The following is a 14,980-nucleotide window of genomic DNA, read 5'->3' on the forward strand; positions in this document are numbered from 1 at the left end:
CTTATGGACCCGGATTTAAGATGAACACAATGACGCTTTTATCCAAATGAAAGTCCCAATCGACAAACACATCATTAATCCTCGCATTTAGGAAGCTCTGGAAATGACCGTTATTATGGAGATGACTCTTTTCGAGGTTACGTTTAGCCAACCTTAAACTTTCTTCATGTCCAATTCGAATTAATTCTTTTTCAATACTAATTAGGATACCATTTCGAATCACTACAAGGTTTCTTTCATTGATCAAGTATGAGTATACTTCGTCCGGCTTTTTCTCAACCTGTTGTGAGATCGTATTAATCTCCTGATGAAGCTCCTTTTTCCCTGTGTAATCTGATTCTAATGAGATTTGTTCATGGTCATCTCCAGATTCGATACCGACCATAACTCCGGAATGATTATGAAGTCCCCAATCGTAATAGAACTCACCAATTTTCATGCCAGCAAATACGAACAGATAAGCTTTTATTTCAGGAATTAATGTCTTCATCAATAAGTCTCTAGTCGATTGTACCGAATGGATCTGATCTTGATGAAGAAGAATTTTTTCCGTCGGTGATAGGAAGTGTTTCAAATAAAGTACGACAAACGGACGATTGATGCTGACAAAAATGGATTGAGGACCTTTCCCGAATGACTCTCGTAGCAACCTGCCTACGTAACTCGCTATTTCGGTTTGTGCTTGTTTATCCAACATCATTCATCCTTCAGTAAGGCAAAAGCATTATTTCTTTCACCCCAGATTTATTGTAAATAGTTATTTGGAAATATTCAACAGAAACTTTACTTAGTATGTACCCCTGGCAGCGTTCTATCCATCTATGTATCAAATTGGTTTCTAATCGTGACTTGGGTTTAAAATAAACACAATTACGCTTTTATCCAAATGGAAATTCCAGTCCGTAAATATATCCAAAATCGATGACTTTAAAATTTTTTGTAAGTGATTGTTATTGAACAAATGATCTTTTTCAAGGTTTCGCTCTGCCAGCTTTAAGCTTTCTTCAAAACCTAACCGAATTAATTCTTTACTAATATTAATCAAAATACCTGTTCTGATAACGAGGAGTGTCCTCTCATTTATGAGATAAGATTGAATGTGATCGGGGATTTTTTGAATGAGAAGACTGATTCTCTCAATCTCAAGGTGAAGCTCTTTTTTCCCTGCATACCATTCTTGAGGGCCATGATATACTTGATTCTCTTCGGATGCAATGCCGACAAATACGCCTGAATAGTTATGCAATCCCCAATCATAGTAAAATTCTTGAATGTTTAATCCTGTTAGAAGCAGCAAATACGCTTTAATTTCTGGAATTAGAGACTCCATCACTACGTTTCTCGTATGTTGAACGGAATATAAATGGTTCTGCTGCAGAAGAATTTTCTCCGTTTGCGATAAAAAATTCCTTAGATATATCACCACAATCGGACGATTGATACTGACGTAAATTGATTGCGGTCCTTTTCCAAAAGCATCTCTTAGCAATCTTCCAATGTGACTTGCGATCTCGTGTTGTGTTTGCTTTTCTTGATTATCCAAAAATCTCATCCTCAGCTCAGGTAAGGCTAACTTTTACCTTCCATTATTTAGTGACAAAAAAAGCCTAAATAAAAGTTGTTGTGAACAACTTTTATTTAGGCTTATGTCCAGCTCAATCTCTGGTTCATTAAGTCCGAAGTAACAATTAGACAAACTTAAATTCTTCATTAAAGGCTCAAGCATTATTTCTTTTACCCTAGTAATTATTTTAATAATTTTTTCTAAATATAACAAGACAAATTTGCCCAGAATTTCTCTTACTACAAGCAACTCGATCATTTCTACTCTCATTCCTACCGACGCTCTAGCAATCCCCCAATTGAAGACTGCACTCCTGGTAAAGAGGCATTTTTCAGTATTCGTTAAGCCGCATATACGTCGAGGTCAGATTCCTCAATGCTGCCGGGCAGCCCATGGAAGTGGTATATACGTCCCCCTCTTTTAACCGTAAAGCGGAAGCGAAACTTATCAGTTTTTAGACATGTTTCTATCTCCAACAAAAGAGTTCAACTGCTCTAATAAGTTGCCTCCACCATTAAAAGAAATCGTCCCGATTTTCTCACAAATCTTTTCCAGAAATTCTAGTTCCTTCAGTCTGAACAGGGTTTGGTTCTCATCCATAAGCTTCGCGGTATTCAACAAGCTTCTCGTAGAAGCCGTCTCCTCGCGCCGTGTAATGAGATTGGCCTGAGCTTTCTTCTCAGCCAACAACACCGTATTCAAGATATCCTTAATATCACCTGGCAAAATAATATCTTTCACACCCGCAGACAAGAATTGTACGCCATAATCTAGACTTTTCTCATTCAAGCGCGACAATACATAGGTGGTGACTTCGTGTTTCATTTTCAGCAAATCATCTAATTTCAAAGTACCCACATACTCACGCAAGACAAGCTGCAGTTGAATATACATTTGCTCTTCAAACGACTTGATTTCAAGCGCTCGAAGTGCATTCAAAATACGATATTGGCACACAAAGTTAAGTCGCAGAGTGACCTTATCCTCCGTCATCATTTCTTGTCCTGTCATATCCATTTGCTGTTGACGGAGGTCAACAGTTTTTAGAGTGACGCCTATTGGTCCCTTCCAGAAATAGTATTTACCGGGAGCAAGCTCCTTTTGCATGACATGGTTATAAAACAATGCTCCACTTTCGTGACTAGCCACATCAAATGTTTGATAGTAACCTATTAGCTTAGGAATGATAGCTGGATCAATCTCATTGGGCAGTTCAGGATTACGTATGTCTGCACGAAGATAGGTGTGTTCTTTCAATACGTTCCAAAAAGCATATCTTCCAGCTGTCAACAAGCCAACGAATTTGCCATCTTCATAATGCAGCACATACTCATTGTCTTGAACCTGTATCATATCCAGCTCTTTGATGAGTATGTCGTCATGCATAAACAACTGAAGATCTTTCCCTTTCACATGAAAAGCGTTCATGATATTTAAAATCTCAACATGATCATCTGAAAATGGCGACAGCCGATATGTGCCTGGTTGTAAACTTTTATAGTAGCTGCCTTTACGAAATAGCAGTCCTCGTTCGTCATTGTGTATCGTTACTTTTTTAAACATGTTAAAACCTCCTTGAGTGTTAGATCACGTATTTGGAGTCTTCCCGCGATTAGAGCGGAATTCTGCTTAAGAATACAAGGTATGAATATCGCCATTTGAAACTCGTTAGAGATGTTCGGTTTACACTAGAAAACCTTCTATCTTCCGTTAGTAACAAACGGGTTTAAACATTCTTGTAATCGGTATCTGCAGATTGCATAGCCATCACGCAGTGTGCCATGTGAAAGCCACAGAAGACTCCAGTACACGATCAATTAATAATAATTTTTTTTGCTCGATTAAAAGTCGAGTGCTCTACCACTGAGCTAATCGTTCCACACGATAGGGGATTCGAACCCCTGCACCTGGTGAATATAAGTCGGAATGAACATTACAGTATACATACACATAGGGATGTGTGCGCACTGCCGGACGATTTGACATCCTAGCCAAGGTAAAGTTATTCGTACTTACATCCAAATTTATCTTCGCTTATTTCCATACAAACGAACATGGTGAAAGTATGGCGACAGGTAAAAAGTTTCCTTTTAATTTCTCGTTTCCTGTTGCCGACACAAAAAAAGATACGCACAGAGGGAACACTTTTTCAATGTGTCCCTTCTATGCGTATCCGTGTATTGCATGTCTTCCGTCTTTACCTCATCTTTATTCCCTAGACAACATTTTTTTGACTGCTTGAAAATCATGCATCAGCCGCTCGTAGGCCGGAAATGGCGCATGGCATTCCAAGGTTATCCATCCGTTATAACCAACTTCTTTCAGCGCATCGAACATGGGTTGATGGTCGGCTTCCCCCTCGCCCAAGCGACTTTGCAGAAACGCTTCTTGTCCGCGATGCGTCATGTTAAGGAAAGTGCCCGGTGCTCCAGCCTCCTTCACGCGAATCTCATCTTTGACATGAACATGGAACAAATGTTTGTCCAGATTCACGATAGAATTCCTGCCATAATCCGTCCCCGTAATATACATATTACCTGCGTCGTGAATCATCCCAACATTGTCATGCTGGGTCAAATTCAATAGCCTCATGCTGCTGTCAACGGTTTCTACAAGCGATTCATTATGAATTTCAAGCAATAGCTTTATTTGAAGTTTTTGAGCCATCTCAGCGCATTTATTCAGCCAGTGAGCCGCTTTGGCATAGTGGTAGTCGTATGCCATGAAAGCATTCGGCCCTCCCGGGGATACCCGAATCATGGAAGATCCCAGCTCTCCGCCAATTTCCAACAAACGATTGAAATCGCTGAATGCTTGCTCACACTCTCGATCGCTAGCCGTCGAGAAGCCGCCCATATAGCCGGCAAGTACCGGAATTTCGAGTCCCAAATCCGCTGCTAGCGCCTTGATTTCCTGGATCCGCGGCGTACTCGTTGTCGGAGAAAGATGTGGCTCGCGAGCTGCAATTTCGATCCCATCCATGCCCAACTTTTTAGTTAATTTCATAGCTTCTTGAATACTGTGTGCCATAAAAACACCGCTAAATGCCGCAAATTTCAATGATATCTCCTCCTAGAGATGAAGTTGATTTCTACTATATCAACAATGCTTCTCTTAAAGTTGACTTTTCTTTCGAAGAATATAGGCATTTTTTACAAAATACAAAATAAACCTGAGGTTCTGCCTCAGGTCCTTTGTAAAAACCCAATCTGATGTGTATAGGGAGGGTTGTCCATGTTTCAAGGTAAACAGGCGAGCATATTCTTCCCAAACCTAAGAGTATCGCGAAAAGAGGATAGTTGAATTTTCTAACAGACATGACAGCCTCTAATAGCTAAAAATGAGGCCGTTTTGATTTTTAATGGACACCAGAAGCGTTATTGACTGATTTGTGTGCCAACATGTGTGGCAAGGGACTGAATAACGGCCGTGGCGTCCGTTAGCATTTGGACTCCCTGCTTTTCTTTTTAAATAACGGCTCCCCTGTCCGTAACGCAGAAAAAATGAAAGCTAACCTTGCATCACAACTGCTTCCCTCTGCTGCTCTTATCCCAACAGCAACGGTTAACTTAGGTGAAGTCTTCCTACTACCCATTTTTTAGAAAGAGGGTCGGTCTTATTTACACTTCCCTTGCTGGGCGTTTAAGCAGCACAATCCCATTTACCGGTAGATCGATTACACCTTTTACCGTTTCATTCGACTCCAACAACGTGTAATCTCTGTCGTCAAGCGAAATTCGTTCGCTTTGGCCACTGAAATTCATGATAAATACATATTCCGTTGAAGTATCTGTTCGCACCTGAATGGTTACTCCCTGAGGGAGGTACGTGTTCATCGCTCTAGCAACGCCCGTTTGCTCAATAAGTTTCGTGTAAAAGGCCTGAAGAAAATCTGCCTTCAAACGCGTCGCCATGTGATAAGCCTTCCCTTTTCCAAAATGATTAACCGTAAGCGCGGGTTTCCCTGCATAGAAGCTGTCCGTATAGACACCTAGTACCTCTGCACCTTCGGTATGGATCAGCTCACAGATCTCATGCGACTCGAAAGTCCCCGTTAGTCCCAGTTCATTATCAGATGACATCGATAAGCCATTACGATCGTGATCATATAGGCCTTCAATCTCTTCTGCCCAAATGCCAAGCGTCGTCCGAAGTGGTCCTGGGAATCCGCCAAGATGACATAAATCATGTTCGTTCACAATACCTGACCAATAGGTCGTGACTAGCGTTCCACCTTGCTCAACGAACCTTTCCAGTTTACGCCCCGTTTCTTCACGGCAAAGATACAACATAGGAGCAACTACTAGCTTGTACGAGGACAGGTCATCCTCCGAGCCAATAACATCGACCGGTATACCCTGTTCCCAGAATGCTTGGTGATGGGCAAGAATGGTTTGCTCATAGTGAATGCCCATATTGCGCGGCCCTTGAGCGTCTTTCACGGCCCAGCGGTTATCCCAATCGAACAGAATCGCTGTTTCCGAAGGCGTCGTCGTGCCTACCACTTCAGAGATGTTCGATAAGGTCTTCCCCAGCTCTGCTACATCATGAAACACTCGTGTATGCTCATGTCCAACATGGTCTACGACAGCACCGTGAAATTTCTCACTGGATCCTCTGCTTTTACGCCATTGGAAATATTGTACGGAATCCGAGCCATGGGCTATTGCTTGAAGAGAGGACAATCTGTGCATGCCAGGTTGCTTCAGCTTACTGACCGACTGCCAGTTCGTAAGGCTAGGTGTGCTTTCCATCAGCAGAAACGGCTTCTTCTTCAGCGAGCGGAACAGATCATGATAGAAAGCAATGGAAGCACCCAATTGGCTATCATTCTGCCCTTCATGCCAAGTTGGATAAGCATCCCAAGAAATTACGTCCAGTATGTCAGCAAATTTTCGATAGTCTAGGCCTTCAATTAAATGCATATTTGTTGTAACCGGAAGAGCAGGATTGGACCCCCGAACCGCATCAATCTCATGCTTGCAGAAATTCACTGTTTGCTCCGTAACGAATCGGCGCCAATCCAGATTATGCCCATGAACCATATACTCACCATGTGGTGCTGGAGATTCAACCTGCGACCAATCCGTAATCGTATGTGCCCAGAATGAGGTCCACCAAGCCGCATTTAACGCTTCCAGCGAACCGTATTTCTTTTGCAGCCACTCTCGGAAGGCATCCTGACAATACTCACAGTGGCAATCTCCACCAAATTCATTAGAAATATGCCAACCGATAACCGCAGGATGTTCGCCATACCGTTCAGCAAGCTTCGTGTTAATAATCGCGGTCTTCTCCCGATAAACGGGGCTGGTATAGCAATGATTGTGCCTAATTCCATGCAAATTACGTACGCGGTTTGCCTCTACCCGTCTAACTTCTGGATAGCGCCCTGACATCCACGCAGGACGTGCTCCACTGGGTGTTGAGAGCCAAGCGTAGATGCCATTCTCTGCAAACGTATTCAGAATCCGGTCAATCCATTCAAAAGTAAAGGTCCCTTCTGCCGGCTCTAGTGCAGCCCAAGAAAATATACCAATCGCCATTACATTACAACCAGCCAGTTTCATCAGGCGTATGTCTTCCTCCAAAACCTGTGGGTTGTGAAGCCATTGGTCTGGATTATAATCAGCACCGTGCATCATGACGGGTAGCTTTGGGCTAATTGGATGAAATTTGTGAGTCATTTTCAAATCATCTCTCCTCTATGTTTATCCTCGTATTCTCTTATATACTTTGATTATAGGACAAATAGCTGATAAGATAATAGAACTTATGAATTAAAAAATCGTACAATATGAACATCGGTGGTGAAAATAGGTTGATGCCTTTCCTTTTTGCTGAATTTGCTATGCTCGATAACAAATTGCCCCTCTATGTGTATTGTGTAGGCAGTCATGAGCAAAAGCATCTTCTACGACCTGATGGGTATCCAGCTCATCAACTTTTCTTAAGCCGACGCGGGAAGGGAATATTTCGCATACAGGGTAGTCCGGATATGGTCATGACGCCTGGTACCATGCTAATCCTTCCCGCGGGTGTACATCATGAATATTTTCCTGATCAGAGTGAGGATGCTTGGGAACTAGGCTTTGTGGCTTTTAGCGGCTCCATTGCTAGTTCCATTCTTGAGCACCTAGGCAACCAAAATCCGACGCTATTAAAGCAAAACCAATTTCAGGCGTATTGGAATAAGCTTGAATCCTTATGGCAGCTTATCAACTTGAATAGCGAAAGCGGTTATTGGGAAGCGTCTAGAAAAATGTATGACTTCCTACTGTCTGTCATTGAAGGACAGTCCGGTCAAGAAATAAAGCAGAGAATGAAACCAATCGGGCATTCCAATGCTGCTTTACAAGAAGCGATTAAACTTATTCATGATCACTATAATGAACGCTTGCATTTATCCAACTTGGCAAGAGCAGTCGGGTATTCTGTTCAACATTTTCATCGTCTGTTCGTCAGTATTTACGGTATTTCCCCTATGCTCTATATCCAACAGATCCGTATGCGCCGTTCAGTTCAACTCTTTGAAGAGAATCCTTCTATTACTGTTGAAAAGGTGGCACAGCAACTGGGTATGGAGACCAGTTATTTTATTCGAATTTTCAAACGAACGTATGGCAAGACGCCTAAACAATTTATGAAATATGAATAAAGAACTTTCGCACCACTTATTAAGTGCCAATCAAAGATATTAGATTATGACTGTTTTGTTATTGGAATATTCGACTTATGTCAACTTACTGTTTAATCTTAACGCCACGTGCTGCTGCGAAATTGCCAAACATCCCGATATAGTGGGGCGAAACCTAGGAAACTAGCGCTCGCAGCAGGCGAGTAACTTCATTTTTTTCATCCACTTTATATTCAGCTTACATACATCATGCATAATAGACATTATCGACTCTATGTAAAAAGGCGGCTTACAATTAATGACTTCACTTGAACCTGATGCACGGAACGCATCGAACCTATTAGGCTCTGCTAAATCTTCACTTGAAAAAGTAGCCTATCAACAAATTCGTGAGAATATAATCAATGGGCATTTTCTGCCAGGCACACTGCTCTCAGAAAATGAGCTGGCCGATCAACTCGGCATGAGCCGCACGCCAATTCGAGCAGCCATCTCCCTCCTAGAGACAGAGGGATTCGTGGAATCGATTCGGGGACGGGGTGTCTTCGTCAAAGAGATCTCCTTTCGGGAGTTTCACAACATGCTCGAGTTCCTGGCCTCGATGCAGCTGTACAGCCTCGAAGTCGCAGCGTTCCGGAAGCTCAGCTTCAATCTCCCTGAGTTGGAATATCTTCTCGCGAGACAGCTGAGCGCTTCGGAAGAAGACGACTACCGCACCTATTACGAATGTGGGCTTCTCTTTATTGAAACCATGCTGCTTCTTGTGAAGAATGAGAATATGATGCAAGTTCTCGAGCAAATTAAAGGGAAGTATATGTTCAAAATCATTTCGTACCGCAAGCTGCATGTCCACACATTGCCGAAGCCGCAACAATCGGGACAATTTAATCAACGCATCTATGATGCGCTTGCAGCAGGAGATTTGAATGAAGCGAAAAGAATCATTCTAGAGCTCATCGATCAGACGCGTCAGCAATTTCAATCTTTTCAAATGTAATATTCTCCGAAAACCAAAAAGCCTGTGCGTACCGAATTTCGGTCTGCACAGGCTTTTCAATCATGTATACAATTAGTTTTGAACTCTTAATTTCTTTTTTATCTTCCCTGCCACTAGCTCAAGCAAGATGGCAAACGTAAGAATGAGATACGTAATGGCTCCGATTTCCCTCACATCATAATAATAGGAGCTAGCCATAAACATATCAAACCCAATTCCACCTGCACCAGCTGCAGCACCCATAGCTAACGCTACGGAGAAGTTGATTTCAAATCGCATAAACGTCCATGAAATCAAGTACGTGATAGACGAAGGCAATACAGCTTGAAATACGATTTGAAGCCAATTCGCACCACTTGCTTTTAAGGCTTCAATGACGCCTTTATCTAACTCCTCGAATGATTCCGAGTAGGTTTTGACGAGATAACTGACAGAATGGAACGTCATACCAATGACCGCTGCCACACTGCCTAACCCAGCAGCAACCGCAAAAATCAATACCCATAGAACAGTTGGTACCGCTCTAATAAATGCAACTATGCCTTTAACTATAACGGATAGTGTAGGATTGGATAAATTAGTGGCGGCCATTAAGCCGAGTACTAACGCGATAACGGCGCCGAACAACGTTGTCAGAAATGCCAGTCCTAGGGTGATAAACAAATATTTAACCGCATCGATGAAGGTAATATGGTGTAAGAGCGGTCGAAAGAACATGGTTTTAAGCGTATGGCCTGTCGATATGACAGCATCAAGAAACTGAATGTCCTTATAGTCAAAAGTTATAAATGCATAAAGTGTCAATACGACGATTGACACCAAGGTCAGCCGGATCACTAGCTTTTGTTTACTAAACGGCTTCTTTATTTTCAGTTCTTCCAAGGTCAGTTCCATTTTATAAGATCACCTTCCTGATATAGGTAGAAACCGATTCTATGATAAAGATAGCCAGGACGAGAACAAGAACGATTAAAGATGCAGCGCTGAAATTTAGACTTTTGTAATACAAGCTGAAAAGGAATCCAATTCCCGTGCCGGTCAAAATACCAATTAGCGTGGCCTGACGAATGTTCGTTTCCATCATGAACAAAATCCAACTGATCAGTTGTGGTATACAAGCTGGAATGACAGATTGCGAAATAATGGAAAAGTAGCCTGCTCCCGTAGATCTTAATGCTTCTACAGAGCTGCTGCTCACTTCGTCAATCGACTCCGTGAAAGCACGGGTCAAGAAGCCAAAGGAGCCAAAGAATAGCGCGAAGTATCCGGTTAGTACATTTTGACCAAAAGAAATGAGTAATATCATCGACCATGCGGATACATCAATGTTACGAAATACGGTTGCGATTGATCGACTCACAAAACTGAATACGCCACCTGCCCCAGTCGTATGGGACCCTGCAATAGCGAAAATCAAAGCAAACAAGGCTGCCACGGCGGTCGCCGCGATCGAGACAAGTACCGTCTCAGTGAGGCTGCTGATAATGACAGGAAGCCGTTTCAATGCTTTTTCATTCGGATAGAAATTATTGAATGCCCATTCGGCAGCTTTCGGGATAGAGGTAAAGCCTTTGATGACATTATAGTTCGTTATGACTATGGCGATTAGCGTGATGGCAAGCAAGAGAGCGCAATATAACAGAGTTTTCAGTCGCTTTCTGGCAAAGAAATTATCTTGCATGACTGCCCTCCAGCTCCTTCAAATCTATAAGATCTTTCAGCTCATCAAGCTCATCCAATTCTCCTTGTTGCTCATGAATCTCTGAACCGTAAATTTTGGCTAACTGCTCGCGATTGATTCCTGTCGGCTTACCGTCGTAAACGATGGTTCCCTTGTTCACACCGAGAATCCGGTCTGAGTATTTCAAGGCTGTATCCACTTGATGCAGATTCACGATAACGGTGATACCCATCGTGGTAGAAATATTGCGCAGATGATCCATGATAACCTTAGAGGCATTAGGATCTAGAGAAGCGATTGGTTCATCGCAGAGCAGCATTTTAGGATTCTGCACAAGTGCCCGGGCTATCCCAACCCTCTGCTTTTGTCCACCGCTCAGTTGATCACATCGCTTATAGACCTGATCTTCCAAGCCGAGCGTTTTCAAAATGGTGTAAGCTTGATGCTTCTCCTCCTTGGAGTAAATCCCAAGAATTCCCTCCAGCGTTGACTTATAACCAAGTCGCCCGTGCAAAACATTTTCGATGACAGACAGTCTATTCACCAAATTATAATGTTGGAAAACCATGCCCATCTGAGTTCTCAACCGTTTTAATTCACTCTTCTTACTTGCCAAAATATCTGTGCCATTAAATTGAATTTCTCCACTGCTGGCATCAATCATTCGGTTAATACAGCGAAGCAGCGTCGACTTACCGGCCCCTGACGGGCCGATAATCGACACAAACTCCCCTTCTTTCACAGCGAAATTAACATCTGTTAACGCTCTTGTATCCGTGCCATATTGCTTGGATACCTGCTTGAATTCCAGTAACATTGTCATGGCTGCTCCCTTAATCGGTTTCACATGTTGTTGTCATACATTTTAGTTGTTGTAGAGCGTTCTGATTGGGTTGAAAAACGCATCATCCACAGTAAGGAATTTTTCTTTACCGGTCTTTTGCTTGAACATGCCTGCATCCTTCGAATCTTTCGGCAGGAAGATCAGAGGGTTCTTCGTTACCGCGTCGGATGTGAATGCATCCTTTAATTTCTTCGTGTCCTCTGCGCTTATCGTACCTGTGTTAATGACAAATGGTTGGTTCAGAACTGGCGTTACGGAGATAACCTCGAATTCTTTACCAATCAATGTATTAAACGGTTCTGCAGCACCTTGTTTTACTTTGTAAACAGCTCCTGGCGTGTTCGCCGTTCCTGAGCCGAGTTCGATATAGTTAGCCACGCAAGTATCACAGAAGGCAGCTACATCAGCTTTACCCGTCAACAAATTAACTGCTGAACCCTGGTGAGTTCCTCCAAAAAGGACATCGCTAAAGAATTTATCCTTACCGCCAATAATCAAATCGTCCACGGTCAAACTCTTGTACTTATCTTTTTTAGTAAAGAAAGTAAGGATTCTGCCGGAAGGAACTTTAAAGCCGGATGTGGAGGAGTTGGATACGAACGAAAACTTTTTGCCAGCAATATTGTCAATGGAATACATGCTGCCGACTTTATAGGCATCTCCATCGCCTTTACGCACGTTTAACCAGCTATTGTAAACAGCATCATCCAGCGTTCCTGACTCCCCACTCTGAACAACTAACGGTTGGACTTTCTTATTCTTTGCATTTGCTTCAACATAACCTTGCGCACCCATATAGACAATATCCGCACTGCCGCTGGCAATTGCTTCGATTGCGATCGTGTAGTCAGTCGTCGTTTTGTGTTCGACCTTTTTCCCAGTGGCGGCTGCAACAACTTTACCAATTTCATCCCGTGAAGTTTTCATATCTGCACCAGATTCATTCGGGTACCAAGCTAAGGTAATGGTGTCTTTCGTCTTTACCGCTTTTGTGTCATTCTTAGCATCATCGGCTTTCACACCACAACCTGCTGATACAGCTACTAAAGATAAAGAAATCATGAGCGTTAACATTTTCTTTTTCATAATTAAAATGCCTCCTAATATTTTATGATAAAAGCGGCTATCCTATAATAATGAAACGAGCATACGTTCAAGTTCTTCAGGAGAGATTTCAACTGGATTATTATCCATTCTCCCCTTCGTGTACGAGTGAGATACAACCTCACGGATACCTTCGACGGTAACACCATATGGGCTTAGATTGCTTGACAATCCATAGATGGTATACATACTTCGGATGAGACTATCCACTTCTTCCACATTCGCTGCTCCAAAGGCACGTAGTAATTTATCAGGTTCGATTAATGCATCGAAATTATGTTTCAGAACCGTAGATAAAGTTATGCTAGCGGCGATACCATGATCGATCCCAAAAATCATCGTAAGCGGATAAGATATCGAATGGCAGGCCGTTGTTCTCGTGTTGCTAAATGCCAATCCCGCCATTAAACTTGCTAAGGATAACTGTTCTCTCCATACTAAGTTATCTGGTTGCTCGATTAATAAAGGGAGCGTTTGCCGAACTCGTTCGATCGCTTGCAGCGCGTACACGCGGGTAACTGCGTTTGTATGAACAGACCAATACGCTTCAGTTGCATGGCACAAGGCATCTAACGCTGTAGAAACGCTTAAACGGAGCGGCATCGTAACGGTTAACTCTGGAAGAATTATAGCTGACCTAGCATACAGCCGCTCATCCGAAACCGAATATTTGCTTCCGCATTCTTCGTCCCATACCGTTGCCCAACATGTCACCTCAGAGCCTGTTCCCGATGTCGTTGGTATCCCAATCCAAGGGGTAAAATAGGGCTCACTGCGGTACGCCTCACTTGTGATCGCTTCTCGAACTTCAGCGATTGTATGAAACGTCTTGTGCTGCAAAGCCGACATCACTTTAGCTGCATCCATGACACTGCCTCCGCCAATTGCCACGATGAGGTCATACTGGAAAGGCTCAATCTCCTGTTTCAGGTTCAAGATATCTGCCACATTAGGGTTGTTCAGGGTCACTTCAATCAGTAAAGTTTCCTTCTTGGAAAGTGCGTTTAAGAAAGGCTGTAAGCAATCACTCTTCTCAACGCCCCCACCTCTTGTCAGCAGCAACACTCTCTTGACATCTGCATAACGTTTGTTAAACGACTCAGCGAATGCTTCCGCCGCTTCTGTTCCTAAGGATACCGCTACTGGATTATAAAATTGGTTCATCTGATTACCCGCTCCAAACCGCTTCGTTCAATCTCTTCAATGACAATTGGAAGTTGAGTAATTGAACCGATAATATAATCTGCTCCTGCTTGTTCAAAAGTAAGTCTCGTTTGATTCATGCGCTCTGCAAGTTCATCGGGGTGCAAGCTCTCAACTTCAGCCTGCGTTAAACCTAACTCACTGCTTCCAAGTATGATAGCAACCGTCCATACCCCAGCATTCCTGCCTTCATGAATATCGGATACCGTATCTCCAACCTTGATGACCGCTTTCGGAGGGTAGATGCCGAGTTCCACTAAGTTCTGGAATATCATATACGGATACGGCCGGCCAGCCTTTACTTCATCCGATGCGACCATATAGTCTGGTGAATATCCCTTCCGCTTAGCTTCCGGTACGATAACCGCCATCATGCTTGCTGTATATCCCGTCGTCGATCCGATGGCAAGCCCTGCATTACGAAGGGTTTCCACCGTTTCTAAAGCTCCCGGAATCGGATCAGTATAAGTTTTCAAGGAATCCATCAAGATGGCTTCGAATCGAACATAAAGACGATCAACATCTTCCTTAACGGGGTGCGTTCCATACGCGTCAATCCATGCCTGTTTGACTCTTTCCATCTCCAAAATAGCGTGAATATGATCCCATTTCAGAAGACCCATTGGAATTCTTGCTTCCCGATCCGTGACTGGTACTCCCGCTTCTTCAAAAGTTTGAATAAATGCGTGCATGGGTGCAAAGCATCCGTAATCAATTACGGTTCCTGCCCAATCAAAAATAACAGCTTTTATGCTTTCTGTGTGAATCAACATGACTCCTCATTTCTTGGTGGCTTTGATATTTTCAATTATAGATCGACACAACGCAAACACGCAATAGATTTTGCGATAATTTACGTGAAATTAACAATTATGTGCTGTTATATGCTGTTTTTAACACTGGGAAAACATAATAAAAACGCAAGTCATTTAAACTTGCGTTTTGTTAAA

13 protein-coding genes are annotated in these 14,980 nt (G+C 42.8%); 2 read left to right on the top strand and 11 right to left on the bottom strand.

From position 1 onward, the window contains the following. Window position 1: 1 nt before the first annotated feature. From AB4114_RS04165 to AB4114_RS04185, 5 genes are all read right to left on the bottom strand, one after another. Entirely contained in the window at window positions 2-700 is a 699-nt protein-coding gene (locus AB4114_RS04165; RefSeq protein ID WP_441987282.1) for a Na-translocating system protein MpsC family protein, read from the bottom strand. A gap of 138 nt (window positions 701-838) precedes the next feature. Beyond that, window positions 839-1,543: a DUF2294 domain-containing protein gene (locus AB4114_RS04170; protein WP_441987283.1), complete on the bottom strand. Its 705-nt coding sequence runs from the start codon at window positions 1,541-1,543 to the stop codon at window positions 839-841. 468 nt (window positions 1,544-2,011) lie between these two features. Next, the gene (locus tag AB4114_RS04175) at window positions 2,012-3,127 is read right to left on the bottom strand and encodes a slipin family protein (protein ID WP_441987284.1); all 1,116 of its coding nucleotides are present in this window, start codon (window positions 3,125-3,127) and stop codon (window positions 2,012-2,014) included. 645 nt (window positions 3,128-3,772) lie between these two features. After that, complete coding sequence (locus AB4114_RS04180; RefSeq protein ID WP_441987285.1) at window positions 3,773-4,624, bottom strand: sugar phosphate isomerase/epimerase family protein; 852 nt, start codon at window positions 4,622-4,624, stop codon at window positions 3,773-3,775. Window positions 4,625-5,184: 560 nt separating this feature from the next. Further along, window positions 5,185-7,251 (bottom strand): beta-galactosidase, encoded by a 2,067-nt coding sequence (locus tag AB4114_RS04185; protein ID WP_441987286.1) that lies wholly within the window; start codon window positions 7,249-7,251, stop codon window positions 5,185-5,187. Between the two features lie 137 nt (window positions 7,252-7,388). On the opposite strand from AB4114_RS04185, the gene AB4114_RS04190 reads away from it, so the two are divergent. Together AB4114_RS04190 and AB4114_RS04195 are read left to right on the top strand one after the other, a co-directional pair. Then, the gene (locus AB4114_RS04190; RefSeq protein ID WP_441987472.1) at window positions 7,389-8,222 is read left to right on the top strand and encodes an AraC family transcriptional regulator; all 834 of its coding nucleotides are present in this window, start codon (window positions 7,389-7,391) and stop codon (window positions 8,220-8,222) included. A 277-nt stretch (window positions 8,223-8,499) separates the two neighbouring features. After that, a complete protein-coding gene (locus AB4114_RS04195) occupies window positions 8,500-9,198 on the top strand; it encodes a GntR family transcriptional regulator (protein WP_441987287.1) in 699 nt (232 codons plus the stop codon). A 72-nt stretch (window positions 9,199-9,270) separates the two neighbouring features. On the opposite strand, the gene AB4114_RS04200 is transcribed toward AB4114_RS04195, so the two are convergent. From AB4114_RS04200 to phnX, 6 genes are read right to left on the bottom strand one after another with little or no spacing between them, the layout of a single operon-like run. Further along, window positions 9,271-10,092 carry a PhnE/PtxC family ABC transporter permease gene (locus AB4114_RS04200; protein ID WP_441987288.1) on the bottom strand — a complete coding sequence of 274 codons (822 nt, stop codon included), beginning with the start codon at window positions 10,090-10,092 and terminating at the stop codon, window positions 9,271-9,273. Window position 10,093: 1 nt separating this feature from the next. After that, complete coding sequence (locus AB4114_RS04205) at window positions 10,094-10,879, bottom strand: PhnE/PtxC family ABC transporter permease (RefSeq protein WP_171638601.1); 786 nt, start codon at window positions 10,877-10,879, stop codon at window positions 10,094-10,096. Next, entirely contained in the window at window positions 10,869-11,702 is an 834-nt protein-coding gene (phnC, locus tag AB4114_RS04210) for a phosphonate ABC transporter ATP-binding protein (protein ID WP_171638599.1), read from the bottom strand. The genes AB4114_RS04205 and phnC overlap by 11 nt, the downstream gene beginning before the upstream one ends. Window positions 11,703-11,744: 42 nt before the next feature. After that, window positions 11,745-12,809 carry a phosphate/phosphite/phosphonate ABC transporter substrate-binding protein gene (locus AB4114_RS04215; RefSeq protein ID WP_441987289.1) on the bottom strand — a complete coding sequence of 355 codons (1,065 nt, stop codon included), beginning with the start codon at window positions 12,807-12,809 and terminating at the stop codon, window positions 11,745-11,747. Window positions 12,810-12,851: 42 nt separating this feature from the next. Beyond that, window positions 12,852-13,991 carry a phosphonoacetaldehyde reductase gene (locus AB4114_RS04220; protein WP_441987290.1) on the bottom strand — a complete coding sequence of 380 codons (1,140 nt, stop codon included), beginning with the start codon at window positions 13,989-13,991 and terminating at the stop codon, window positions 12,852-12,854. After that, on the bottom strand, window positions 13,988-14,803 hold the full coding sequence (phnX, locus tag AB4114_RS04225; RefSeq protein WP_441987291.1) for a phosphonoacetaldehyde hydrolase: 816 nt from the start codon (window positions 14,801-14,803) through the stop codon (window positions 13,988-13,990). The genes AB4114_RS04220 and phnX overlap by 4 nt, the downstream gene beginning before the upstream one ends. Window positions 14,804-14,980: the final 177 nt, after the last annotated feature.

The organism is Paenibacillus sp. 2RAB27 (assembly GCF_052115445.1).
GTDB lineage: Bacteria > Bacillota > Bacilli > Paenibacillales > NBRC-103111 > Paenibacillus_E.